Origin of the sequence: Spirosoma rhododendri (assembly GCF_012849055.1) — a bacterium.
GTDB lineage: Bacteria > Bacteroidota > Bacteroidia > Cytophagales > Spirosomataceae > Spirosoma > Spirosoma rhododendri.
The window spans coordinates 4,002,102-4,026,390 of record NZ_CP051677.1 but is presented as its reverse complement, the minus strand read 5'-3'; the positions used below and the strand labels follow the sequence as shown (position 1 = coordinate 4,026,390).

The following is a 24,289-nucleotide window of genomic DNA, read 5'->3' as shown; positions in this document are numbered from 1 at the left end:
CCCTGATTTCTGTCCTAATCACAGTCAAGGATTATTTTGAACCGCCGGGCGGCCCCGTGTGATTTACATAATTGATGGATTACCCTGATTTCTATTTTTAATCATAGTCCATCAGTGCAATCATATAAATCACACGGGGCCGCCCGGCGGTTCAAGACAATCACAGTCCATCAGTGCAATCATAAAAATCACAGTTCAGAAAAAATCACAGAAATCAGCGGTCACGGTTCAGGATTACTTTGTGGGTTTGACGACCACCGTCGGTGCTGATCGTCAGCACGTACGTTCCGGTGGGGAGAGAGGCTACGTTCAGCATCTGTGTCGCATTGGTGACGGGCCATTGGCCGACGGCACGACCGGTTACGTCGGCCAATGTCAGCCTAGTCGGGTTGGTGGGTAGCTGACCGAATGACACTGTAAGGCTGGTGCTGGTGGGGTTGGGAAATACACTGACGGTGGGTATGGTCGGCTCAGTACCCGTTACGACGCTCATATCGAAGCGACACAAGTACACCTCCCGGCCCGTCAGCTGAATTGTTTGCTGCCAGTTTTTGTAGCGCACCGTTAGGCTGGTCTGCTGCCCTTCAGCCGCGTAGGAATTATGAGCCGCAATCAGAATATTATTACCCTTGACAATACCCCGCCATACCGGCAACTGCTTCTCCATCAGGTCGCGGGCGGGCGTTTCGATAACCCGTTCGTAGCTACCCTGAAACATATCGCTGAACTGCGATAGCCGATACAGGCCGTGCGTAAAGTACTCGTAAGACGCGTACACATCCGAGCGGGAGCTTTCCAGCGTCGGGTCGTCCCAGAGCCACAGTCCGGCTGCGCCCGAAAAGACGGGAAAGATAGCCGTCGCTTCGGCCATAAACGGCTGCACGAAACCCGGATAACTACTCGACGACGGGTGATAGCGCAACCCCACAAACGGCACGATGGGTTTGCTGCTCCACGCCCGATTGACCTCAATCTGAAACAGCAGATACGGCAAATAATCGCGGGCAAAGGGGTTGGGGTAATCGTAGTAATAATACCCCGACGGAGCCATTTCCGTCAGCTGCTCGTAATACGGCCCACCAGGGCGGCTGTTGGTTGAATCGTTCGTCAGGTAATTGACCCGGTTCAGGTTGGTTGTCCAGTCGGCCCAGGAAAACGTGGTAATATTGAGGGCGTTATTCAGGATGGGCGTGTCAGCATATCCACTCAGGGCGATGTTGCTCAGGTCCGACCGTTGCCGGATGTAGCGGGCCGCTTCAGCGTACAGATTTCGGATAGCCCGTTTGTAGGCCACCAGAAACTCAGCATCAGACAGACTCCGGTACTGCTGCGGCACCAGACTGTTTGTTTTGATACGAAGAATCTGCGTGTCGGTTTCCAGAATCCGCTCTATATCAAGTACGAGTCGGCTGATGGGTAGCACATACTGCCCGGCCGCGTTTTTCTGCCCACCCGACACGCCAATCATCCAGTTTTCCCAGTTGGCGCGGTAAGCCGTCAGATTGTTATTCCACGGACTCTCGATCTGCTCCCACGGCTGCCCCAATCCGTAGGCAACACCGTAATAGATTATAGCCCGCTGCGCGCTGGTCGTCAGTGCAGCTTCGCGCTCCGTGATATTGCCCAGCTGGGCAAAGCCGTGCGCCAGCGGACTGGCCTGCGTGTCGCCCAGCCGGGGACCGCTGTAGATGACGGGGAAGGGTAGCGAAAACGTCGGAAACTTGCTCCACTCGATCCGATTGGCCTGGCTAACAGGCGTGAAGTTCAACGCCGTAGCGCACTGCTGCTGTGCCGACGCGCCCCCGCCAGATAGAAGCCCCATCAGTGCCGCCAGCCCGTACCAGACGCTCAATCGATTCCGCATACCTTGTATTTTGGGCAAATCTATGGAAATTTAGCCCCGTAGCCGCCGAAGCTGGCGGGCCGTACCCTAACAATGCCAGCCCGGATCAGTTCGTTAGGCAATCAAATCAACGACCATGATTACACCTCGTTTTTCCGCATACACCCTCCGCCTGCTGGCCGTCGCCCTGCTGTTTCTGGCATTCACAACAGGCTGCAACAAGGACGACAACAACCCCACTTCGCAGACGGGCCTGCTGGTCGCCAACAACTGGCAGGTCAGCAACGTAACCACGACGGACGGGCAGACAATCAACCAAAGTCGGCTCAACCTGGCCACGTCGGTGCTGTTTAGTCTGAGCATGCAGTTTCGCAACGACAACACCGTCCGCGCACTCGACCCCAAACAATCGAATCAGGTCATCAACCAGGGCACCTGGAAACTAGCCAGCGACAATCAGTCGATGGACGTGGTCGTTACCGGGTTCAACGGCAACTTCCCCATCGTCCAGCTCAACCGCAGCACGCTGATTCTGCGCCAGCAAGCCCCCGTCGACGGCAAAACGACACCCATCAATCTTGAGTTTAAACCGGTACTGTAAATGAATGAGTGATTGAGTTATTGACTGATTGAATAAGCTGACGCAACACAGATTTATTCACTCAATCACTCATTCACTCAATCGCTCATTGATATGAGGAACGATCCCCGTACGCTTACCGCCTGGACGTTTTATGACTGGGCTAACTCGGCGCATGCGCTGGTCATCGTGTCGAGCATTTTTCCGGTGTACTTCTCGGCAACGGCCCTTAACGACGCGGGTGGCCCGATGATCGACTTTCTGGGGTTTTCGGTCAAAAATACGGTTCTGTTCTCCTACACCATCTCGGCGGCTTTCCTGCTGACGGCGCTGCTCTCCCCTATCTTCTCGGCCATCGCCGATTATAGCGGGCGAAAAAAAGCGTTTATGAAAGCCTTCTGCTACACGGGCGCCATCAGTTGCAGTCTGCTGTATTTCTTCACACAGGAAACTACCACCTTCGCCGTCATCTGCTTCTGGCTCAGCCTAATCGGCTGGAGTGGCAGCATCGTTTTTTACAACTCGTACCTGCCCGACATCGCCACCGAAGATCAGTTTGACCGGGTGAGTGCGCGGGGCTTTTCGATGGGGTACATTGGCTCGGTGCTGCTGATGGTGCTGAACCTGGTGGTTATTCTCAAGCGCGACTGGTTCGGCAATATCAGCGAAGGACTGGCGTCGCGGCTGGCTTTCCTGACGGTCGGGCTGTGGTGGATCGGCTTCGCGCAGATACCCTTCCGCCAGTTACCCGATGGAATCCGCAAAGCTACTGCCGGGGTTGCCCAGACGGGCAATTACCTGCTGAACGGCTTCCGTGAGCTGGGTAAAGTCTGGCGTCAGCTCAACGGCCTGCCGCTGGCGAAGCGATTTCTGGTCGCCTTTTTCGTGTACAACATGGGCGTACAAACGGTGATGTACGTGGCCACCATCTTCGGCAGCGACGAACTGAAACTCCCCTCGACCAGCCTGATCGTCACCATCCTGCTGATTCAACTCGTAGCCATCGCGGGGGCTTACCTGTTCTCCCGACTGTCGGAAGCGCTTGGCAACACCCACGCCCTGATGATCGCCGTCGTGGTCTGGATCGGCATCTGCGCCGGGGCTTACTACGTCAGCAGCGAGACGCAGTTTTTCGGACTGGCGGCCGTCGTGGGGCTGGTTATGGGTGGCATTCAATCGCTCTCCCGCTCGACCTACGCCAAACTCATCCCCCCCACCGCCGACACGGCATCGTATTTCAGCTTCTACGACATCACCGAAAAGCTGTCGATCGTGTTGGGCACGCTCGTCTACGGCCTGATCGAGCAACTAACGGGTAGTATGCGCAATTCGGTGCTGGGGCTACTGGTGCTGTTTGTCATTGGGTTAGGGCTTTTGTGGCGTATTCCATCGCAAAAAGTTTACCGCCCACGTTGGGAAGCCGAAGAAGTTGCCTAGTTTTGCAACAGCAAAGGAGGTTAGCTCAGTTGGTTCAGAGCGCTGCTTTGACAGAGCAGAGGTCAGCGGTTCGAGCCCGCTACTTCCTACCACAAACCCGATCCCCGAAGCAGGTTGCTTTGGGGATTTTTGCGTTTCTGCGGTTTGGTTCATCCGGGATAGGTAGCTATTTAAGTATCTAACACATCGTTTCAACGTGACCATTTTGACCATTTACCTAAAAATGATGCGTCGAAGAAGGAGATTGCAGATCTGATAATGTAACCCGGTAAATCTGCCCCAACCCGATGAACTGGCTAGCAACATCGTGGAGAATCCGGAAGCGGCCCTGCTTAGTTTCCGCAGTGTTGTAAAGCAATTGGCCTGATCCAGTACTGACTCCACCGGCCCGCAGCAGCTACAGGCCCTATGTCACATTTAAGACCGAATATGTTGATAGCCGATTGGGCAGTTTGTTACCGTTAACTCAAAAGAATTGCTCTTTTTTGATACAATGAGTTAGATAAACAACTTTTTTGCGTAGCTTTTGTGAGGCACTTGTCTTTCAGGCATAGACGGCTCAGCATGTGGCATTTATCATCCGAGAAACTTAGCCTACGGGCTGTCCAAATACTGGTTTAGAGGCTTTCAGAGCCCTTTTTGCATAATTATAAATCAATTAACGCTTTTCTTATAGCGTTTTGATTCGGTACTTTGATGTATCAAACACGCTCGTTTCGGGCGTGAATGGTGTGGATAGAAGCGAAAAGCCTGCGACCAATGGTCACAGGCTTTTTTGTTTCTCTGCAAAACGGCTGACCCGCTGGATAAATGCTATGCCTACTCCAGTTGGTGTCGGATAGAATCACGGTCTTTGTCGGTAACGATACCGTCGGCCATCAGTTCCAGCGCCAGGACTGGCAGCGTAATCGTTTTGAAGCCGTCGGCGGTGCGAACTACGACCCCGCAGGTATAGTCTGGGCGTACGGCGTGGCCCTGGTACTTGGCCGTCTGCGGACTGGCCGTGTTGAGCAGCGTCTGGATTAGCTGCGGGTACCGACCGGCACTAGCAGCTTGATGATAAATGTTCATAAAACGTCGAGTGTGTTAACTGTCCTTATTATTGGACATGCATTCGTAAACTACGTAACGCAGTTAGCTTTCCTTTCGTGCGAAATGTGTACCAACGCACACAGTTGGTATGCGAATTCTCACTATTTGACCAATTCATAGCCAGTGCAGGGCCGGATACCTCCTGCCCTGGGTATTGCCGGTTTACGCGCAAAACAAGGTGATGTCGGTCAGGGAGGTCCCGACGACAGGAGAAATTGGCCGTGAGCGGTTGACTTTTTTGCGCACTGACAACACATGCCCGGCAGCCCGTTTATGGCGTCGGTACGAAAGGAAACAGACCTGATTATTTTGTAGACAGGATTGGCTGTAGCCGTAACGCGCGCTGATTCACAACAGCGCGAAAGGCCACTGATGGCCTGCACTCACACAACCAGCAGGAGTTGTGCTGCACCCTCACGCATCGACGCGTATCCAATGATGCTCTGTGAATTCTGTAATGAGGTTTTCCAGGTAGTGGCTGACGAATACGCCAGCGAAACAAATCCGAACGGATCAATGCGCGTATCTTCAGCGGGCGTTGGCAGACCGGCTACACAGATCTTGTCGCAGGATTACTGACTTACCAAGTTCGGGGCGGGGGCGGGTATGTTATCAGCGCGGAATCGGCCCGGAACCGGTCGTTCGTTAGGTAACTCGGCCTGACGAATTTGTAAAACGTATTGCCAATCGTCGGCCGACAAGTGGCACTTCAGATACCCATCGAGGGTTCCGTACTGTTGTTTCAACCAGGCCGGATGCAAACTATGAGCCTGTTTCAGGCGAGAAATAACCCGGTCGATCTGGCCAAGTAGCCGCTGCTGCCGGACGCGGTCGGCGTGCCTGCCCATTAGCGCAGCCGCCGTACTCATGAATGCCGCTTTTGCTGCTCGCTTATGCAATGTCCAGATCATGTTCCAAAGTCGGTTAGCACATGGAAATCTATTACGTTACAATATTCATAAATATATTATTAAAAACAAAAAGTATTTTTTTATGTCTTTTTGGTAACATGTAGATTACTATGCTCGCAACTGTGCCAGATGCATTACGACACCAGGCAAACAAGCTTTATATAAATAGGAAAAATCTGGAGGCACTACCCCGCTGCAACCGCTGACCCACGCACTGAATTGCGCTCAGATAGTTCAGGGGTTGGTTAGTAGCGACCCATGTGCGGTAAGCTGCACCAACCGGGACCTTTACGGGCCGCTTATTTTCCGAGCAATTGAAATTCGCCGGTTAGCGGATCGTACTCGTACTGCCGGGGTACACCCGTCGCCAGTTCAACGGTTTCGATGTGTTCGGGGCTAATTTCCTCCAGTCGCATCAGCAACGCCCGCAGGCTATTGCCGTGGGCAACGATCAGTACGGGTTCGTTGCGATTGAGGTGGGGTAAGATCTGCTGCTCAAAATATGGAACCACCCGGTCGACGGTGTCGTGCAGGCTCTCCCCGTTGGGTGGCCGCTCGTCATAGCTCCGGCGCCAGCGGTACACCTGATCGTCGCCAAACCGTTTTCCGGCTTCTTCTTTGTTTGTTCCCTGCAAATCGCCGTACATCCGCTCGTTGAGGGCCGCATTGCGTTCGACAGGCAGGTCGGTCTGCCCCGTTTCGTGGAGGATGATGCTCATCGTGTCGATGGCACGTTGCAGCACCGACGTAAAGCCGATCGTGAAGCGGTCGTGTTTGAGCAGTATACCGGCTTCGCGGGCTTCATGACGCCCCAGCTTAGTCAGCGGGGTATCGACACTACCGGTAAAGCGGTTTTCCAGATTGAATTGCGATTGGCCGTGGCGAACCAGAACGAGCAGGGGCATAGACGGTGAGTGCGGTTTCTCCGGTTCTAATCCGTTTCAGCCTGAATTTGTTTGAGCCGGCTACCGCTGCGCCAGCATACCCGGCGACTGCGCCAGCGATTTTTTAAGCACGTAGCGGGCCATCACGGGAAAATGGTCGGAGAAGGTGACGCCCGACAGCGTCCGGCAGGAGGTTACGTACCAGTCGGCGCTGAAGAACTGCTGATCGATACGAACGCAGTACGGATGGCGGTTGAGGGTGAAACCAAATCCTTCACCTGCTTCTTCGAATGCATTGCGAAACCGCATCCGCAGCTTGCCGTAGGCGTAACCAAAGGGTGTTTCATTGAAATCACCGCAGATAATAACCGGGTACCGACTCCCCGACACGTACTGCTCGACTTCCCGAATCTGTTCGTCGCGCCGGTCGAACCCTTCCTTTAGCCGGTGGAACGTGTCGCCCAGCTCAGAAAAAAAGGTACTCAGACGACCGGTTTGCCCAGCCCGGTACGCCTGTTCGACGCGCACGCCCATCGACCACAGGTGTACATTGACGACCCGCACCGTATCCCGTCCGTAGGCAATGTCGGCGCAGAGAAACCCGTTGATTTCGGGCGCATTCGCCCGTTTCCAGATCCGGCCATACTGCCGAACGATCGGACAGCGCGAAAACAGGGCCAGCCCCACCTCCCGATTACCAGCGAAGCGGGTAAGCCGGGTGAGCCGGTCGGGGTATTGATGTTCCAGCTGGGCATTGGGTGAATACTCCTGAAAACAGGCGATGTCGGCCCGCAGATCACCCATGCCCGCAGCCGCCGTCGGGCCGAAGCACTCCCCGTTGAAACTAAGTACGCTCAGGGCAGGTGCCGAGACATTGGTGGTCAGTTCGTTGCCGTACCCAAACAGCCGCTTACCGATGGGCAGCGTCAGGGCGAGCCACACCAGCCCGACCGTGCCCGCCAGCAATTCACGCTGCCGCAACAGGTACAGACTCGCGACCAGCCCGGCCAGTATCGCGATGGGCAGACTCATCATAACGAAACCGCCAACCCAGTGCCCCACGGGCGGGTGGTAGCAGAACGCCATGGTCAGAAACAGATAACCCAGTACCGAACAGGCACGCGGGTGCCGACGCCAGCACAGACCAGCCTCCTGCACCCAGTCGAGTGCGGTTTGCATTGCCAGCAGTCCGATGCCCAGCAACTCAAACAAGGCCGTCTGTATCTGTCGTTTCATATGGGTATTGTTTGAAGTTCAAGGTTCAAGGTCTACTGTTTAAGGTTTGGCGTCTGTAGAAGGCTGCCGTCGAAGAAACTTTGAACCTTAAACCTCAGACCCTGAACTCATTTCAGTATAAATTCCCCCTGCCCGATGCGGAACCCTTCAGCGTATAGTTCAACGGTGTAGGAGCCGGGGCGATACGGTGAGTCGCGGTGGTACAGCAGTTCGACCCGTTGGTCGTTGTTCTCAAACGGCACCGCCTGACGCATGCTGTATCCGACAGCAAGGCCGTCGTACGTCAATGTACCACCCACGCGGTCGTCGCTCAAGACGCTGCCGGTTGGGTCGAGCACGCGCAGGTAAATGTCTTTGGTATTTTTCGTCGCCAGCGGGTTAGCCGCCAGTGTGAAAAGAATTTTGAGCCGGTCGGTGCGCGACGCCCGGTAGGTACCGCCCTGCCGTTCGCGCCCGGTTTCCGTCAGCGACCGCACCTCGACATTGAGAGCTTTCATAGCCGACGCCAGCGTTACTTTCCGTTGCAGATCATCGTTCTGAGCCGAATAGGTAGCCACGGTTCGGCTCAACTCATCGCGGTCGTAGCGCAGCCCCGCGTTTTCGCTCAGCACCTGTTCACGCTCCTCTTCCAGCACGCGAGCACGGTCGGCCAGCACATTCTTTTCATCCCGGATAAGCCGTATGTCGGCATCGCGCGACGCCAGAAACGATTCGTACTGGTGAATGCGCCGATCGTACGTGCGGGCCGAAAAGCGCATGTCGTACGTCAGTCGCTTTTTGTCGGCTTCGAGGCTGGCTTTCACCTTTTCCAGCTTCCCAACACTGCCACCCAGCCGACGAACATCGGCGATACGGGTATCGAGCACCGTCGACAGCGAGTCGAGCTGCGTTTGCGTGCGGGCGAGCTGCTCGACCTGCGTCGTTACGGCCTCCTGAAGATCCCGCGTTTCGTTCTGTGCCCCCACGAACAGATACACCAGCAGCGACGCAACGCCCACCAGCACACCGACGGCAACGGGGCGAATGCCTTTATTTCGACTGGACGTATTGGCGGAGGTGGTTGCTGAGTAGTCGGTCATCGTACAGACAAAGGACGACCAACGAGCTTAGGCACGACTTAAACTGACCTTAAATCAGGCTTAAAATCGGGCCAGTACGGGCAGTATGAGCGTAAACGTAGCGCCCGAATCATTCGATTCGGCGGTGATCGTTCCCCGGTGCAGGTCGGCGATGCGGGCGGCAATCGCGAGCCCCAACCCATGCCCCGGTGCGTAGCTGCGGTAAGTCGGCTGCGGTAGAACGGCTCAAAAATATGCGGCAGATCAGCCGGGGGGATGGTCGGGCCGCTGTTAGCTACCTGAACGGTGATCGTGTCGCCGTCGGCCCGGAACAAAACAAGCGCCTGGTTGTCGTCGGCGAATTTGCAGGCGTTATCAATCAGGTTGAGCAGCAGATTCTTCAGGGCCGCTTCGTTACCCATCACCAGCAACGACTCCTCCTCGTCGGGAAAGTCGGCAAAGGTTATCGACACCCGGTACAGTTCATTCCACTTCTCAACCTGCTCCTTAACGCCCCACAACAGTTCGTCGAGCCGCACCGGCTGCATGGGCAGCGACTCAGCATCGGTACCGGCCAGCGTCAACAGCGTGTTGGTGAGGTCGGTAAGGGCAATCGTGTCGTCGCGCAGGGACGTCAGCAGGCGAGCGTAGGTGTCGGGGTCGCGGGGCTGGCGAAGGGCCACGTCGAGTTGCGACCGGATCTTGGTCAGCGGGTTTTTCAGTTCGTGCGACACATTGGCAATCAGCAGCTTCTGGTTCAACAGGGCCTCTCCCACCCGATCCAGCAGCCGGTTGACCGTCGCGACCAGCGTTCCGATTTCGTCGTCGGGGTTGTCGTGGGCGACGCGACGGGTCATGTTGGCCGGAAAAATCGCGTTGACCTGCCCGACAATATCGTCCATGGGTGCCAGTGCCCGCCCCGCAAACAGCCAGCCCGCCAGACTCAGCAGCAGCCCCCCTGCCAGACCCATCACACCCAGAATCTGCCGCAGGTCGGTCAAGGCCGCCTGTCCCTGCTGATCGACCGCACTCACCAGAATCCAGTTGCCGCGGGCTGCCCCGGTCAGCGAGATAGCCAGCAGTTGCCTGTCGCCCTGACGCAGATACAGCCGGGGCCTTCCCGGTTTCAGCTGACCAATGAACGGCTCGTGAAGCCCGGTGCGGCCGGTATCGGCACTGAAAATGGTGCGGTGGAGTGTTTCGTTGTAGACAGATACCAGTTCGGCAGGCAACGGGTCGGTAGTCGCCGGTTTTCGTCTGACCGGACTGTTGGCTGGTTCGAATAGCTGAGCCGTAACCGACAGCGCGCGGTCTTGCAGGCGGCTAAAAAATCGTTTCTCCAGATAAAGCCGACTGAACCCGTACACCCCCAGCGAAAACAGCAGGAGCACCACCGTTACCAGCCCCATAAACTGTACCGTCAGGCGGGTGCGGATATTCCCCATCAGGCCATCAGTTTAAGCACGTACCCCATCCCGATCTGCGTGTGCAGCAGTTTCGGCTCGAAGTCGCGGTCGATTTTCTTACGCAGGAAGTTGACGTACACCTCAATCACGTTGGTACCGGTATCAAACGTAACGTCCCAGATTTTTTCGCCCAGCTCCGCCTTCGACACCACCCGCCCCTGGTTACGCAGCAGGTAATCGAGCAGTTGAAATTCTTTAGCCGTCAGTGTGATTTCCTGCCCGGCCCGTGTGACAAGCTTGGTGTCGGGGTTGAGCGTCAGGTCGGCGAGGGTGAGCGTACTACCGGTGTAGGTGGGCTGCGCGGCACTGCGCCGGGTCAGGGCCCGCACCCGCGCCAGCAATTCGCGCAGTTCAAAGGGCTTAGCCAAGTAATCGTCGGCTCCGGCATCCAGCCCGTCGATTTTATCATCGGTTGTCCCCAGCGCGGTCAGCAGCAGGATGGGCGTTGTCACGTCGGCCGCGCGCAATTTCCGGCACAGGTCCAACCCGTTGATGCCGGGCAAAATAATGTCGGAGATGATGAGCGCGTAGTCGTTGCGGGTAGCCAGTTGAAAGCCCATGGCCCCGTCGTAGGCAATGTCGACAGCCCACTGCTCTTCCTCCAGCCCCTGTTTCAGGCTGAGCAGCGTCTTAACTTCATCCTCAATCAACAATAACTTCATAAAAACCACAAACCAGCACGTTGACGGTGCAATTCATTTAGTAAACGGTCTCCGGCGACAAGTTCGCTGCAAAAAGGCAGGATAAGCCGAAAATGGGGTATCGCCATCCGCAAATTCTAACTTAGATTTGACTTTTTCAGCCTTTTGTCCAATTCAAATGAGACAACTCTCCACACTCGTTTGCATCTGTCTATGTTTCGGTGTCTGGATCGCGACAGCTACGGCACAGACCGTGCCTTTCTGCGGGGTCGACGATCGGGTATTGCCCGACAGCGTCATACGGCTTATGGCCCGACTTCCGCAGCTGCGGGCGGGTCAGCAGGCACGCCGGGCGGCTGGTGAGCAACGGGTCTGCCGAATCGCCGTCGATATCGATTCCGATACGTATCTGGCCTACGCTAAAGATACCAACCAAATCCGCAGTTACGTGCTGGCACAGATCGGGCAGGTGTCGACCATCTTCGAACGCGAAATCAATACCAAACTGACCGTGGTGTCTATTCACATCTGGAAAGACACGGAGCCGGACCCGTACCGGGGCGAAACCAACCCACTTACCTTGTTCAATCGAATTCAGACGGCCTGGCCCCAACTACCCAACCGGATCGCGCTGGACAAACGTGTTTACCTGCTGACCAAACAAACCTCCACCGCAGTTCTCGGCGTTGGTGGTGGTGGCTACGTCGTTGCCCGGCTCGATATACCCGTCCTGGCGCACGAATTGGGTCATGCTTTCGACTCCCCCCACACACATAACTGCGCATGGCCGGGTGGCCCCATCGACTACTGCTCGGACATAGAAGGGGGTTGTTATACCGGATCGCTCGAATACGCCCGGGGCACCCTGATGAGTTACTGCGAAATTCGCCAGCAATCGTTTCATCCGTTTTGCCAGACGCTGATGACCAACTATGCGATTACAAACCTGCCGGTATTAAACACACCCGCGCAGGCACCGCTACTGCCCGCACAGCTTACTCTGACTAATACGCCATTTCTTTACTGGGACGGGCAACCAACAGCCAGCCGGTATGACATCGAAGTAAGCCAGACCGCCGATTTCGCGCGCAAACAGCTTAGCGATACAACGGCCACAAACGGCTACAGCCTGACGCAGCTAGTACCGGGGCAGCCGTATTTTATTCGGGTGCGGTCGGTCAATCGGCTGGGCGCGTCGGACTGGTCGGGCGTTTGCCAGCTTCAACTGGCGGGTTCGACAGCCGATGTACCCGTCCTGCTCTCGCCCACCAACGATCAGACAATGGTGCCCTACAGCGACAACAAACTCTTTACGGTGCGACCCGTTGCGGGGGCCGTGTCCTACCAGTTTCAGCTGACGTTCGACAACGATCTGGCGTTTGCGACTCCGCTGACAACGACGATGGTGACGACGCCAACGCTCAGCCTGACCGATTACAACTCGGGAGCCTTCCGGTGGCGGGTGCGGGCACTATTCAGCAACCGGACTGGGCCCTGGTCGACACCGAACCGTTTTTTTTGCAACCCACCCAACTATCGTTTTAACCGGCCATTTGATGAAGTCGCTCCGTTGACTTTCCCATATCTCTACCTCCCAGCCATTCAGTCGGCAGTGGTTCGTGTGGTCGTCAGTACAGATCCGCAGTTTACCAAACCCGTCTATTCCAAGACGTTCCGCGACGCGACGCAGTACACCGACATTCTCCAGGACCTGACGCCCTTCACCACGTACTACGTCCGCTCCGAGGAAATAAATACCCGGCCCGACTACCCGGCGGGTACCCTGGCCGGAATCACCAGTTCGTTTCGCACCGGCGACGAGGCCATCTCATCGGCCTGGACTTTTATCAACGGCGGCACCCGACCCGACTTGCCTCAGGGATACGTGTTTGGATCGTCCAAAGCAGGCAATGGGGCCATGTGGGCGATAAACGACAACGGCCTGGCCCGCCTGGCGGAGGATAGCATACGGACGTTTAGCCGGCAATCGACCCGTGGTAAAATCGGAAATCAACGGGCAGTTATCAGTACCGATGACGACGGGGCCATCTGGCTGATGAACCGGATCAGTGCCAACGTCTTCAAGAACGGAATTCCCGTTCCCTACTTCCAGATGGGCAAGCTGGACGAGGCTACCGGCACCCTCACCAACCGGGTCACGTTTACGTACAGCGGAGCCGACGGCCTTAGTGGATTCGACGCCCGGCAACGGCTGGTTTTTACCAGCTATGCCGTCTATCGCGTGTCGGGCGATAGCCTGACGACGCTGTACAAACTACCCGTCGGCGCTGCGTTGACCCGTTGGGCTACCCGGGCCGGGCTACTCTGGCTGATCCAGGCTAATTACGCCAACACAGCCGTACCCACGTCGCTGGTTCGCATCAACACCGCTACCGGGGCTACGACCCTGTTCAACATGACCAACACCCCCTCGCTGGATAAGTACCTGAATCTGCTGGTCGTCGACAGACGGGGAACGGTGTGGGTGTCGCATTCGGGCGGGACGGCTACTACCGCACCTCTGGTCAGATTCGACGGACAAACCTGGACGAGCTTCCTCCGGAGCAGTACGATGCCAATCTCGTCTCCAATCGATATGACCGTCGACGCAGCAGACAATTTGCTGGTAAACGATTACGGCACGCCATACACGATATACCGCTACGACGGCACGGCCTGGCGTCAGGTGACGAAAGTGACTCCCGGTGCGCTACAGTCAATCAACGTCGACAGCAGGGGGGCCATCTGGCTGAGCGGTCAGTTTCAGCTCGCTCGCTTCAACCCCTGCTCAGATCTAAAGGCCCCCACGCTGACCGTCGACAAACCTACCGTCGAAGCGGGTGGAATCATCACCCTACAGGCGGCCGGTTGCCAGGATGTGCTATGGTCGTGGGCGGCCGGGGCAGATACAGTATCCAACCGCCTGATCCGCTATTCTAATCTGCACGCTATCAAATCCGAAGCCAACACGGTTTATCAGGCCAGTTGCTACCGGGATGGCTGCGTGGGGAAAGCCGCCAGCCTGAGCGTTACGGTAGTGCCCGTACTTGCGCTGACGGCGTCGGCGCAACGGTCGTACTGCCCGGGCGATTCAGTGGGGGTATCCATCACACAGCAGGGGCAGTTCGCAACGGGTAATCAGTTTACACTCAGGCTACGCAATCAGGCGCAGACAACCACCCTCACTACCCGCCAGCAGGGGCAATTGCTGACTACTACGCTCCCCGCCGATTTGACGCCGGGTTCCTACGTGCTGTATGCCCAGAGCACCCAGCCAGTCGTACGTACCCGCGACTCGGTGCAGGTTACGCTAGCGCCCCTGCCAACGGCTGAACTCAGCACCAACAAACAGTTATTTCCCGTCGGCGACAGCAGCCGCGTTACCGTTAGTCTGACCGGAACGCCCCCGTGGCAGCTACTCGACGCGGTAAATCGCCCGGTAACCGTATCGACATCACCTTACACGTTCTATATTAGAGCCACGCAGCCCGCCAACTTTACCGTCGCGCTGAATGATCTGCGCGATGCCAATTGCAAACGGGGAATCATCAAAAACAACCTGGTCGTAAGTTCACTGATTCTGGCCGACGAACCTGCCGCCAGCAGTCAAATTGCAGTATTCCCCAATCCAGTCGCCCGGCAGGTGATTGTCGACGCGGCCATTCCCATCGCCGAACTTAGCTTACGCGATATGCAGGGACGCGAAGTAGCGCGCCAGTCGGTCACGGGCCGACACACGCGATTCGACTGGGCGTTGCCGGATTTGCCAGTCGGACAATACACGCTGCTCGTCCTGACCACCGACGGTAACCGTAGCCACTGGAAGATTATTCGCCACTAAAAAAAGCGGGGTTGCCACAATTGGCAACCCCGGTCAATTTCAGTCCTCACCTTTTACTTCGCCAGTTCCAGCACCAGCGCAGTTTTGGCGGGGGCTTCGATCAGGTTCAGGTCGGTAATCGTCTGGTCGGTCAGGACGTTGCGGGCCGACTTCATTCCGGTCATTCGCTCGGCAAACCGCTTCGTATCGACTTTGATCGCTTTGTCGCTCAGGTTGGTCAGCACCATCACTGTTTTGTCGGCGTCGTAGCGGAAGAAAGTGTAGACGTTGTCCTGCGGCAGAAATTGCATGAGCTTGCCGTGGTGCATCACGGGCGTGTCACGCCGGTAGGTGGCCAGCTTACGGACGAACTGCCACGCGTCGTTTTCGCGGTCGGTGCGACCGGCGGCTTCAAACTTGTTTTCCTTATCACCGTCGAAGCCACCCGGAAAATCACGCCGGACTTCAGCATCCGACGGGTCCCTGACGTTTTTCATCAGAATTTCGGTGCCGTAGTACATACACGGAATCCCGCGCGTGGTCAGCAGCCAGGTCAGGCCGATTTTGTAACGGTCGTAGTCTTCACCAATCACTGAGAGATACCGGTCGGTGTCGTGGTTATCCAGAAACGTCACCAGTTTGGTCGGGTCGACGTAGACGGCATCCTGCGCGAGTGCGGTGTAAAAGCGGTTGGCCCCGTTACTTTCTTTGGGTTTCAGCGCGTCAACGGCAGCACCGAACAGTACAAAATCGAGCGCGCCCGGCTGATTCGACTTGAACGGAAAATCGATCTTGTTCTGCACGTAGTAGGCCTGGTCGATGGCGTTGTTGACAAACGATTCGCCGAAGATGTGAATGGCCGGGTACTCGTCCATGAGCGCCTTATTGCAGCGGTTCATAAACGGCATATCGTTGTAGAGATACGTATCGACCCGCCACGCATCGACGCCGAAGTTTTCGACCGTCCAGAGGGCGTGCTGAATCAGGTAGTTAGCCACGTACGGGTTGTTCTGGTTCAGGTCGGGCAGGAAGGGCACAAACCAGCCGTCGGTCGTGACGCGCCGGTCGGCTTCCGAGCCGTGCGGGTCGGTGATCGACTCGTAGCGGTATGAGGTGTTGGTGTAGGTGGGCCACTGGTGGAGCCAGCTTTTCATCGGCAGGTCTTTCACAAACCAGTGGTTAATACCGACATGGTTATACACGGCGTCCTGCACGACCCGCATCCCTTTGGCGTGGGCCCGCTCGACAAACGTTTTATAAGCCGCGTTACCACCCAGCCGCCGGTCGACGTTATACTGATCGGTGAAGCCGTAGCCGTGATAGGCCGACCGCTGCGATCCACCTTCGTTGGTCATCGGCTGGTCGTTTTCGATGACGGGCGTAAACCAGATAGCCGTTACGCCGAGGTCTTTCAGGTAATCGAGCCGCCGTTGTGCGCCCATCAGATCACCCCCGTGCCGGGCAAACGGATTACTCCGGTCGGCGGTCTGATCGGCCATGTCAGCGAATTTATCGTTAGCCGGGTCGCCGTTGGCGAAGCGGTCGGGCATGGCGAGGTAGATGAAATCAGCGTCGGTTACGCCCTGCCCTTTCGGCGACTTGTCACGGGCTTTCAGCTCGAACGGCTGGGTAACGGTCTGCGCGCCTTTCTTCCCAATCAGCTTTACCGTCCCGGCTTTGGCCGTGGGCGCAATGGTCAGATCAAGGAAAGCGTAGTTGGGGTTCTCGACGGTGTGGGTTTTGGTAAGCGTCACGCCGGGGTAGCTGACCGTGTAAGCCAGCGTTCCGGCGTTCGGGCCGTGAAGCATCAGCTGAATGGTGCGGTACTTCATGCCAACCCACCAGTTGGTCGGGTTCACCCGGTCGATGCTGGGTGCGGTCTGGGCCTGCACGGCGAACGTACCGGTCGTCAGAATAGCCGTCAGCAACAGGCACGACAGCCGATTTATTCGGTTCATCATAGGTTTAGGAAACTAACAGTAACGGGTATTCGATCGGGTTATCCGATCCATCAAAGGACATTATAATCGCTGCGTGATGCAATTGTTCAGGTAAAAATAAGGCGTCGTTTGCGGTGAAAGGCCCTAGTTTTGTAACGGGCTCACTTCGGAATACAACCAGCCTCTTTCCCGTCTACCCGCCATGAATACCAATTTCGCCCTGCCGGTCAACGACAAGCTCATTATTTACCAGGCGTTTACCCGTCTGTTTGGCAATAGCAACACCACCAACCAACCCAACGGCAGCCGCGACGAAAATGGCGTCGGTACGTTCCGCGACATCAACGACGCGGCCCTGAGAGCCATCCGGCAGTTCGGCGCAACGCACGTCTGGTACACGGGTATTCTCGAACACGCAACCCAAACTGACTATTCGGCCCACGGCATCACGCCAGACGACCCGGACGTGGTAAAGGGCCGGGCCGGGTCGCCCTACGCAGTAAAAGATTACTACGACGTCGACCCCGATCTGGCAACCGACGTACCGAACCGGATGGCTGAGTTCGACGCGCTGGTGCAGCGGACCCACGCCCACGGCCTGAAAGTAATTATCGATTTTATCCCCAACCACGTGGCCCGGCAATACCACTCCGACGTCAGGCCAGCGGGGGTTGTCGATCTGGGGCAGCAGGACGACACGTCGGTGGGTTTTTCGCCCGGCAACAATTTTTATTACCTGCCCGGTCAGGCGTTTGTGTCGCCCGAAAGGTCAGAGGGTCGGCCCAACGAAGGCACATTACACGAGTTTCCGGCGAAAGTAACGGGTTCGGGATCGATCACAGCCCGGCCCGACATCAACGACTGGTACGAAACGGTGAAGCTTAACTACGGCTACAACGTCTTCGAGAACCGCCTGCAACTCGACCCGCAGCCCGCTACCTGGCAGCAGATGCTGGATATTCTGCTGTTCTGGGCCGATAAGGGCATCGACGGGTTCCGCTGCGACATGGCCCAGCTCGTGCCGGTTGAGTTCTGGCAGTGGGCCATCGGCCGGGTCAAGCAGCGGTACCCGCGCCTGCTTTTCATCGCCGAAATCTACGAGACACACCTCTACCGGCCCTTTATTTTTCAGGGTGGTTTTGACTATCTCTACGACAAAGTCGGGCTGTACGACGCGCTCCGGCGGCTGATCGAAGGGCACGGCTCCTGCTACGAACTAACGCAGGTCTGGCAGCAGCAGGGCGACTACCCCAGCCACATGCTGCGCTTTCTGGAAACCCACGACGAACAGCGGATTGCCTCCCGCTTTTTTGCCGGAGATCCGTGGGCAGCTATCCCGGCCATGACGCTGGCGGCTACCATGCATACAGGGCCGTACCTGCTGTATTTCGGGCAGGAAGTGGGCGAACCCGCCAATGGGGCCGAAGGGTTCAGTGGCGATGACGGCCGCACAACAATCTTCGATTACTGGGGTGTGCCGGGCTGGCAGGGCTGGCTCAACAGGGGGCAGTACGACGGCGGAGGGCTAACCGACGATCAGCGGAATCTGCGCGGGGTGTACCAGCAGCTAAACTACCTCGTCAACGGCTCCGACGCCATCCAGAACGGCCATTTCTACGACCTGCAATGGGCAAACGACAACGGCCAAAGCCCCGGCTACGACGCCCATCAGGTGTACAGCTTCCTGCGCTACACCGACCGGCAGAAGCTGCTGATCGTCTGCAATTTCTCGGCCCAGACTACCGTCGACACAACCGTCCGGCTGCCGCGCCACGCCCTCGACACGCTGCAACTCGACCCACAACATACCTACCAGCTGACCGACATTTTCCTGCATCACGTCCAGCTCGACGTGGTCGGGCAGGCGGGGGTTCCCGTTACGATTCCGCCCCGCAGCGTGTGGGTGCTCGAAATAAAATCGTAAGTCGGCAGGTACTTTCGGCACATTTTTTCGTCACAGGCATGATTACTTCGGTAGCGCAATCATGCCCGTGACGACTCATACTCACCCGTTTATGAAAAATTGGTTTACCTACGTTCTTTTCATACTATCTCCCCTGCTCGGTACGGCCCAGCTCATACCCGCATCCACCGACGATCAACTCGGTCAACTGATCTCGCAAACGGGCCGGACGGCTCCCGAAACGGCGGTGCTGGTTGGTAAAAATCTGCTGGGGTTGCCCTATGTGCCGCATACCCTCGATCAGCAGCCCACTGAACAACTCGTTGTTAACCTGCGTGAGTTCGACTGCACAACCTACCTGGAAACGGTGCTGGCCCTGACACTGGCGTGGCACGACAACCGGGACCGCGCCATTGGTAGCCGGGCCGTAACACCCGCTGCCTGCTCGGCACTGTTCAGGCAGTATCTGACCCGCCTGCGCTACCGCGACGGGCGCATCGATGGGTACGTGAGCCGCCTGCACTACTTCTCCGACTGGCTCCGCGACAACGAACGCAAGGGATTTCTGGCCGACGTTACCGCTACGCTGCCCGGCCGGGTGATGGTGTCGAAACCCGTCAATTACATGACATCGGCCGTGTACAAATACCCGCCCCTAAGCGATCCGGCGGTGCTCGACCAAATGATTCGTGTCGAGTCGGCGCTCAATGGGCAACCGTTTGCCTTTGTTCCCAAAAAGAACGTCCGGCTCGCCGAAACGGCCCTGCACGATGGCGACATCGTAATGCTGACAGCCGCCCGGCCGGGGCTGGACATGAAACACGTCGGCCTGGCCGTGCGACAGCCCAGCGGACGGATGCACCTGCTCCACGCGTCGTCGGATGCCGGTCGGGTCGTTGTTTCGTCGACGCCAATCGCCGATTACGTACTGAATCACCCCCGGCTGTCGGGGCTGCGCGTTGCCCGGCTCCGCCCCGACCAGGTGCTGACCGCCGACCGGTACCACACGGGTTTTAGTCGGTAAGCATACTCAGTGTTTTGGAGTCGGGTTTGCCGCCGAAAAATTTATCAAGTACCGCCTGAAACACAGGATCGGGTGCCGCTGGATTATCCTGATCGGCCCGACTGAACAGCGTCATGCTCGACCGCAGCTTCATATCGTCGGGACTACCCATTACCTGAGTGGCCGACGACTCGTTGACGCTGATCAACGCCCGGCTGATCGCCACCAGCCGGGGACCCAACACCGGATGGGCCAGGTATGCTTTGGCTTCGGCCAGGTCGCGGATACCGTAGAACTGGGCCATTTCGCTGAAGCCCAACCCCCTGAGCTGCGGAAAAATATACCACATCCAATGGCCGCGTTTACGGCCGCTTTTGATTTCGGCTAATGCCTGTTCGTAATCGTTGACCTGCGCGTCGACAAAACGGATTAAGGTGATTTCCATGCGTTGAATCTGTTGCTTGTATAGACAACACAAATTGCGCTGAACTGGCGGTTCTTCGTTCACAACCGGTACTGCCATGTACTCTACACGCCGTTAGTCCATACCCATTCATACATAATACTGGCACAGATAACCCGCATCGGAAACACGAAGCATCTATTTTCGACAAAACGTATTGTACATATTAACCAACAGCACTGTTTTGAGCCATAAAGTATCCGTTCAGAAAGTATGGTCTAGCTAACATAGGACAGCTTTATTTAAAGGTATTTTTGCACGACGCAACAGATATTAGTTTTGGCTAACTAATTCTGTTATTTATGCAATCCACACTACTTCCTTCCGCCGTTGCTGAAACGTTGTCGTTCAATCAGCAGCAGATATGGAGTGAAACTGATAGCTTCGCCGTGGAGCGATATGCACAATTCATGCGTCACTTCGCTCCCGATGCCATCCATGTACTCGACGTAGGCTGCAATACCGGGCGGGGCGGGCAGCTTCTCAAACAGCAACGGTCACATCTCCGGCTGTGCGGCATTGATTTGCTGGAAGACCGTATCCGGCGCGTCCCACCGGGCATATACGAACGGCTGATTGCCGACTCCGCAACAGCCCTGCCCTTCGACGACAATACCTTCGATACCATCGTGGCGGGTGAACTGGTCGAACACATTCCCGCTTCCGAATTGCCGGGTATGCTGCGCGAATTTCACCGCGTACTCACGCCCGGTGGCCGGGTGCTACTCACCACCCCCAACCCGCACTCGTACCTGGTCAATATCCGTCGGCACGACGTGTTTGCCGATCCGTCCCACGTTAATATCATGGCGGTTCCGGTGCTGCTCGACCACCTATGCCAGTCAGGTTTCAGCTCGAACCGGGTAACGGGGAGCGGTAAAGTCACGCGGCACCTAGGCGAGCGGTTCCCCCTCTTCAACGTGTACGGCAGTTACCTGACTATCTCGCAGAAAAACTAACGGGCGTTCCGCAAAGCAGGCTGTTTCCCGGCTCCGAACCACTGCGGTCTGGAGCCGCGAGACGGCCTGCTTTTTTACGCGGGAATTTCGCTGTACCGCTCAAAGGCCCGCTTCAGCTTGCGGTCGTACTGATTGGTGCGGTAGGTGGCCCCGTTGTACAGCTTCGCAAACCCAGCCCAGTTGCGCGCCCGCAGCGTGTCGTCGAGGTTCATCGACAGAATAAACTCGCAGAACAGAGCCAACTGCTCGCCTTCGGACTCTTCCATCTTTTCCACAAACTCAGTCAGGGTTTCGCAGCCGCAGGTGCCGTAGTGGAAGCCCATAATCTGAAACAGCCCCCAGCTCGTGGCCATCACAGCCGCCTTCGGGCTGAGTGATGCCGCCGTCTTGAACAACGCCCACGACTGATCGACGCTGGTGGGATACCCCATCCGACGCATGGGAAACGAGCAGTCGCTGTGCAACGTGTTAAAGATGCCCCCGGTTCGGCGGCAGAAGACGTGCGGCTCGAAGCGAATCACACAGCGATCGTCCCGGAGGAAGCCCGTCCCCCCCGATTCGACTTCGGTAACGGCGCGAATGGTCGGTACGGGTACGTTGAGCAGACCCGCAGCCCGCTCGTAATCAGCCATTGTCAGTTTTCCTTTCGACATGACAGTAGTTCGTTATTAGTGCAAAAAGAGGTTATCTCACTGAAGATAAACCGGTTACACCCACCCTGCTCTACTGACTGATTCACCGGTACATAGTTGAGTATCCGGCTTGCTATGTATCTATATGGTGCCGGTTGTTTGCTATTCAGATCTGGCAAATCGGGTGACACATACGTATATCCGTCTAAATACACCGTCCATCAGCTCGGCTGTTGCGATCAATGGTAGGTCGTTGTGTACCAAAAACAACTATCTTACTACGACGTTACTCAACCAACCTGCTTACCACTGACCCCCATTACGCGATTATGCCCGCTTTTACACTCGGAATTGAGGAAGAATTTCAGACCATTGACCCCGAAACCCGCGATCTGCGGTCGCACATCGGGCAGATTGTTGAAGATGGTAAAGTTACGCTCCACGAACAGGTAAAGGCCGAGATGCACCAGGCCGTCGTGGAGGTCGGTACCATCGTCTGCAACAACATTCAGGAAGCCCGGCGGGAAGTGACCCACCTGCGCAAACAGATTATCGAACTGGCTGCTAATCAGGGGTTAAAAATTGCATCGTCGGGTACGCACCCCTTCTCGCGCTGGCAGGATCAGCAGATCACCGCAGACGCCCGCTACGACAAAATCGTGGAGGAAATGCAGGATGCGGCCCGCTCAAACCTGATCTTCGGGATGCACGTTCACGTCGGAATGGAGAGCCGGGATATGGGCGTACACATCATGAATACGATGCGGTATTTTCTGCCGCACATCTACGCCCTGAGTACCAACTCGCCCTTCTGGCAGGGTCGCAACACAGGATTTAAATCGTACCGCTCGAAAGTATTCGACAAGTTTCCCCGGACGGGTATTCCCGATTATTTTTCCAGCGCGGCCGAATACGACGAGTACATCAACCTGCTCATCAAAACGGGCTGTATCGACAACGGCAAGAAAATTTACTGGGACATCCGGGTCCATCCGTTCTTCGACACCATCGAGTTCCGCATCTGCGACGTGCCGATGCGAGTCGATGAAACGATCTGCCTGGCTGCGCTGCTACAGGCGCTGGTCGCCAAGATTTACAAGCTGATGTCGAGCAACCTCAACTTCCGGCTGTATCGCAAAAACCTCATCAGCGAAAACAAGTGGCGGGCGGCCCGCTACGGTATCGAAGGCAAGCTGATCGATTTTGGCAAGCAGGCGGAAGTACCGACGCATCAGCTTATTCATGAACTACTCGATTTTGTCGATGACGTGGTCGATGAACTGGGTAGCCGGCAGGAATGCGAATACGCGCTGAAAATCCTTGAAATGGGTACGGGTGCTGACCGGCAGCTCGCGGTTTTCAACCAGACGAACGACCTGAAACGCGTTGTCGATTACATCGTTGACGAAACTTCTTTCGGGCTGAGCTAGTTGACAAACGAATAGACGGGGCTGCAATCAGGTCAAAAATTCAGCCCGAAAGGCGTAACCATACGCCCGGTCGGCGGTCCAATTGTTAGTATAAGATGGGGGCTGCGGCTCCCGTCCAAAAGACAATCGTAGCTAGTATGAGTCAGTTGAAAATAGCCGTGTTGGACATGAACAACAACCAGCCCAACCAGGGTATGCGTTGTATTCTCCAAATTATCCAAACCATGCAGGAGCGGGAGAACGTCGATCTGGTATACGACGTTTTCAACGTGCGGGGCAACGACGAACTCCCCGGCCTGGAGTACGACGTGTATATCTCGTCGGGTGGACCGGGTAGCCCGCTGGAATCCGACGACGCCTGGGAGCCGCGCTTTTTTCAACTGATTGACAACCTGTTCGACTGGAACGACCGGAACAAGCAGAAGAAGTTTGTTTTTCTGATCTGCCATTCGTTCCAACTCGTTGTTCGGCATCTGGAACTGGGCCTGCTGAGCAAACGCCGGTCGACCTCGTTCGGTATTTTCCCGATGCACAAGGAAGGCGATGGCCTGACCGACCCGATACTAAAAGGACTTCCCGACCCCTTCTACGCTGTCGACTCCCGCGATTACCAGATTACAAAACCCAACAAGTCGCGCTTCCGTACGTTTGGCGCGTCGATCCTGTGCCGCGAGAAAATTCGCCCGCACGTTCCCCTCGACCGGGCGATCATGGCGATTCGCTTTTCCGACGAAGTAGTCGGGACGCAGTTTCACCCCGAAGCCGATAACAAAGGCATGCTGATGCACCTGCAAACCGACGACCGGCGGAAGCAGATCGTCAAACTGTTTGGTCAGCGTAAGTACGACGAGATGGTAAACTACCTGCAAGACCCCGACAAGATTGCGTTGACCGAGTCGGCCATCCTGCCCGGTTTTCTGCGCCGGGCCGTTCGGGGACAGAAAATCACAAAACCGCAACTGGTCTGATCGTTCAGACGAAAGAAGGGAGA

General features: G+C 56.5%; 19 protein-coding genes and 1 tRNA gene. 9 read left to right on the top strand and 11 right to left on the bottom strand.

Annotated features, from left to right (window positions below; genetic code table 11):
• Positions 1 to 214: 214 nt before the first annotated feature.
• Positions 215 to 1,882, bottom strand: a complete 1,668-nt coding sequence (locus tag HH216_RS16675) for a T9SS type A sorting domain-containing protein (protein WP_332871410.1) — start codon at positions 1,880 to 1,882, stop codon at positions 215 to 217.
• Positions 1,883 to 1,979: 97 nt separating this feature from the next.
• Between HH216_RS16675 and HH216_RS16670 the strand changes: the two genes are divergently transcribed.
• The 3 genes from HH216_RS16670 to HH216_RS16660 all read left to right on the top strand — a co-directional run bounded on the left by HH216_RS16670 (position 1,980) and on the right by HH216_RS16660 (position 3,952).
• Positions 1,980 to 2,444, top strand: coding sequence for a hypothetical protein (locus HH216_RS16670; RefSeq protein ID WP_169551828.1), 465 nt, complete (start codon positions 1,980 to 1,982; stop codon positions 2,442 to 2,444).
• A gap of 93 nt (positions 2,445 to 2,537) precedes the next feature.
• The gene (locus tag HH216_RS16665; protein ID WP_169551827.1) at positions 2,538 to 3,860 is read left to right on the top strand and encodes an MFS transporter; all 1,323 of its coding nucleotides are present in this window, start codon (positions 2,538 to 2,540) and stop codon (positions 3,858 to 3,860) included.
• A 14-nt stretch (positions 3,861 to 3,874) separates the two neighbouring features.
• Positions 3,875 to 3,952, top strand: a tRNA-Val gene (locus HH216_RS16660).
• A gap of 727 nt (positions 3,953 to 4,679) precedes the next feature.
• On the opposite strand, the gene HH216_RS16655 is transcribed toward HH216_RS16660, so the two are convergent.
• The 7 genes from HH216_RS16655 to HH216_RS16625 all read right to left on the bottom strand — a co-directional run bounded on the left by HH216_RS16655 (position 4,680) and on the right by HH216_RS16625 (position 11,169).
• Positions 4,680 to 4,931 carry a hypothetical protein gene (locus HH216_RS16655; protein WP_169551826.1) on the bottom strand — a complete coding sequence of 84 codons (252 nt, stop codon included), beginning with the start codon at positions 4,929 to 4,931 and terminating at the stop codon, positions 4,680 to 4,682.
• A 593-nt stretch (positions 4,932 to 5,524) separates the two neighbouring features.
• A complete protein-coding gene (locus tag HH216_RS16650) occupies positions 5,525 to 5,863 on the bottom strand; it encodes a hypothetical protein (protein WP_169551825.1) in 339 nt (112 codons plus the stop codon).
• A gap of 299 nt (positions 5,864 to 6,162) precedes the next feature.
• Entirely contained in the window at positions 6,163 to 6,768 is a 606-nt protein-coding gene (locus HH216_RS16645; RefSeq protein WP_169551824.1) for a 2,3-bisphosphoglycerate-dependent phosphoglycerate mutase, read from the bottom strand.
• 60 nt (positions 6,769 to 6,828) lie between these two features.
• Positions 6,829 to 7,983 carry an endonuclease/exonuclease/phosphatase family protein gene (locus HH216_RS16640; RefSeq protein WP_254448469.1) on the bottom strand — a complete coding sequence of 385 codons (1,155 nt, stop codon included), beginning with the start codon at positions 7,981 to 7,983 and terminating at the stop codon, positions 6,829 to 6,831.
• Positions 7,984 to 8,090: 107 nt separating this feature from the next.
• Positions 8,091 to 9,062, bottom strand: a complete 972-nt coding sequence (locus HH216_RS16635) for a coiled-coil domain-containing protein (protein WP_169551823.1) — start codon at positions 9,060 to 9,062, stop codon at positions 8,091 to 8,093.
• 38 nt (positions 9,063 to 9,100) lie between these two features.
• Positions 9,101 to 10,486, bottom strand: coding sequence for an ATP-binding protein (locus tag HH216_RS27055; protein ID WP_456300609.1), 1,386 nt, complete (start codon positions 10,484 to 10,486; stop codon positions 9,101 to 9,103).
• Positions 10,486 to 11,169 (bottom strand): response regulator transcription factor, encoded by a 684-nt coding sequence (locus HH216_RS16625; protein WP_169551822.1) that lies wholly within the window; start codon positions 11,167 to 11,169, stop codon positions 10,486 to 10,488. The genes HH216_RS27055 and HH216_RS16625 overlap by 1 nt, the downstream gene beginning before the upstream one ends.
• 157 nt (positions 11,170 to 11,326) lie before the next feature.
• Here HH216_RS16625 and HH216_RS16620 point away from each other — a divergent pair, with 157 nt between their 5' ends.
• Positions 11,327 to 14,989: a M12 family metallo-peptidase gene (locus HH216_RS16620; RefSeq protein ID WP_169551821.1), complete on the top strand. Its 3,663-nt coding sequence runs from the start codon at positions 11,327 to 11,329 to the stop codon at positions 14,987 to 14,989.
• Positions 14,990 to 15,042: 53 nt separating this feature from the next.
• On the opposite strand, the gene HH216_RS16615 is transcribed toward HH216_RS16620, so the two are convergent.
• Positions 15,043 to 16,926 (bottom strand): glycoside hydrolase family 13 protein, encoded by a 1,884-nt coding sequence (locus HH216_RS16615; protein WP_169553414.1) that lies wholly within the window; start codon positions 16,924 to 16,926, stop codon positions 15,043 to 15,045.
• A gap of 184 nt (positions 16,927 to 17,110) precedes the next feature.
• Here HH216_RS16615 and HH216_RS16610 point away from each other — a divergent pair, with 184 nt between their 5' ends.
• Together HH216_RS16610 and HH216_RS16605 are read left to right on the top strand one after the other, a co-directional pair.
• Entirely contained in the window at positions 17,111 to 18,832 is a 1,722-nt protein-coding gene (locus tag HH216_RS16610) for an alpha-amylase family protein (RefSeq protein ID WP_169551820.1), read from the top strand.
• Between the two features lie 91 nt (positions 18,833 to 18,923).
• Positions 18,924 to 19,835, top strand: coding sequence for an N-acetylmuramoyl-L-alanine amidase-like domain-containing protein (locus tag HH216_RS16605; protein ID WP_169551819.1), 912 nt, complete (start codon positions 18,924 to 18,926; stop codon positions 19,833 to 19,835).
• Here HH216_RS16605 and HH216_RS16600 read toward each other — a convergent pair.
• Positions 19,825 to 20,259 (bottom strand): DUF1810 domain-containing protein, encoded by a 435-nt coding sequence (locus HH216_RS16600; protein WP_169551818.1) that lies wholly within the window; start codon positions 20,257 to 20,259, stop codon positions 19,825 to 19,827. The two genes, HH216_RS16605 and HH216_RS16600, sit on opposite strands and share 11 nt — an antisense overlap.
• Before the next feature lie 320 nt (positions 20,260 to 20,579).
• On the opposite strand from HH216_RS16600, the gene HH216_RS16595 reads away from it, so the two are divergent.
• On the top strand, positions 20,580 to 21,236 hold the full coding sequence (locus HH216_RS16595) for a class I SAM-dependent methyltransferase (protein ID WP_169551817.1): 657 nt from the start codon (positions 20,580 to 20,582) through the stop codon (positions 21,234 to 21,236).
• A gap of 74 nt (positions 21,237 to 21,310) precedes the next feature.
• Here HH216_RS16595 and HH216_RS16590 read toward each other — a convergent pair whose 3' ends face one another.
• Entirely contained in the window at positions 21,311 to 21,889 is a 579-nt protein-coding gene (locus tag HH216_RS16590) for an N-acetylmuramidase family protein (protein ID WP_169551816.1), read from the bottom strand.
• A gap of 308 nt (positions 21,890 to 22,197) precedes the next feature.
• On the opposite strand from HH216_RS16590, the gene HH216_RS16585 reads away from it, so the two are divergent.
• Together HH216_RS16585 and HH216_RS16580 are read left to right on the top strand one after the other, a co-directional pair.
• A complete protein-coding gene (locus tag HH216_RS16585) occupies positions 22,198 to 23,298 on the top strand; it encodes a carboxylate-amine ligase (protein WP_169551815.1) in 1,101 nt (366 codons plus the stop codon).
• A 137-nt stretch (positions 23,299 to 23,435) separates the two neighbouring features.
• The gene (locus HH216_RS16580) at positions 23,436 to 24,266 is read left to right on the top strand and encodes a type 1 glutamine amidotransferase (RefSeq protein WP_169551814.1); all 831 of its coding nucleotides are present in this window, start codon (positions 23,436 to 23,438) and stop codon (positions 24,264 to 24,266) included.
• Positions 24,267 to 24,289 lie beyond the last annotated feature (23 nt).

Bases quoted from the DNA above. Each gene is read 5' to 3' on its own strand.
- HH216_RS16670 (WP_169551828.1), top strand. From the start codon at position 1,980: ATGATTACACCTCGTTTTTCCGCATACACCCTCCGCCTGCTGGCCGTC.
- HH216_RS16665 (WP_169551827.1), top strand. From the start codon at position 2,538: ATGAGGAACGATCCCCGTACGCTTACCGCCTGGACGTTTTATGACTGG.
- HH216_RS16655 (WP_169551826.1), bottom strand. From the start codon at position 4,931: ATGAACATTTATCATCAAGCTGCTAGTGCCGGTCGGTACCCGCAGCTA.
- HH216_RS16650 (WP_169551825.1), bottom strand. From the start codon at position 5,863: ATGATCTGGACATTGCATAAGCGAGCAGCAAAAGCGGCATTCATGAGT.
- HH216_RS16645 (WP_169551824.1), bottom strand. From the start codon at position 6,768: ATGCCCCTGCTCGTTCTGGTTCGCCACGGCCAATCGCAATTCAATCTG.
- HH216_RS16640 (WP_254448469.1), bottom strand. From the start codon at position 7,983: ATGAAACGACAGATACAGACGGCCTTGTTTGAGTTGCTGGGCATCGGA.
- HH216_RS16635 (WP_169551823.1), bottom strand. From the start codon at position 9,062: ATGACCGACTACTCAGCAACCACCTCCGCCAATACGTCCAGTCGAAAT.
- HH216_RS27055 (WP_456300609.1), bottom strand. From the start codon at position 10,486: ATGGGGAATATCCGCACCCGCCTGACGGTACAGTTTATGGGGCTGGTA.
- HH216_RS16625 (WP_169551822.1), bottom strand. From the start codon at position 11,169: ATGAAGTTATTGTTGATTGAGGATGAAGTTAAGACGCTGCTCAGCCTG.
- HH216_RS16620 (WP_169551821.1), top strand. From the start codon at position 11,327: ATGAGACAACTCTCCACACTCGTTTGCATCTGTCTATGTTTCGGTGTC.
- HH216_RS16615 (WP_169553414.1), bottom strand. From the start codon at position 16,926: ATGAACCGAATAAATCGGCTGTCGTGCCTGTTGCTGACGGCTATTCTG.
- HH216_RS16610 (WP_169551820.1), top strand. From the start codon at position 17,111: ATGAATACCAATTTCGCCCTGCCGGTCAACGACAAGCTCATTATTTAC.
- HH216_RS16605 (WP_169551819.1), top strand. From the start codon at position 18,924: ATGAAAAATTGGTTTACCTACGTTCTTTTCATACTATCTCCCCTGCTC.
- HH216_RS16600 (WP_169551818.1), bottom strand. From the start codon at position 20,259: ATGGAAATCACCTTAATCCGTTTTGTCGACGCGCAGGTCAACGATTAC.
- HH216_RS16595 (WP_169551817.1), top strand. From the start codon at position 20,580: ATGCAATCCACACTACTTCCTTCCGCCGTTGCTGAAACGTTGTCGTTC.
- HH216_RS16590 (WP_169551816.1), bottom strand. From the start codon at position 21,889: ATGTCGAAAGGAAAACTGACAATGGCTGATTACGAGCGGGCTGCGGGT.
- HH216_RS16585 (WP_169551815.1), top strand. From the start codon at position 22,198: ATGCCCGCTTTTACACTCGGAATTGAGGAAGAATTTCAGACCATTGAC.
- HH216_RS16580 (WP_169551814.1), top strand. From the start codon at position 23,436: ATGAGTCAGTTGAAAATAGCCGTGTTGGACATGAACAACAACCAGCCC.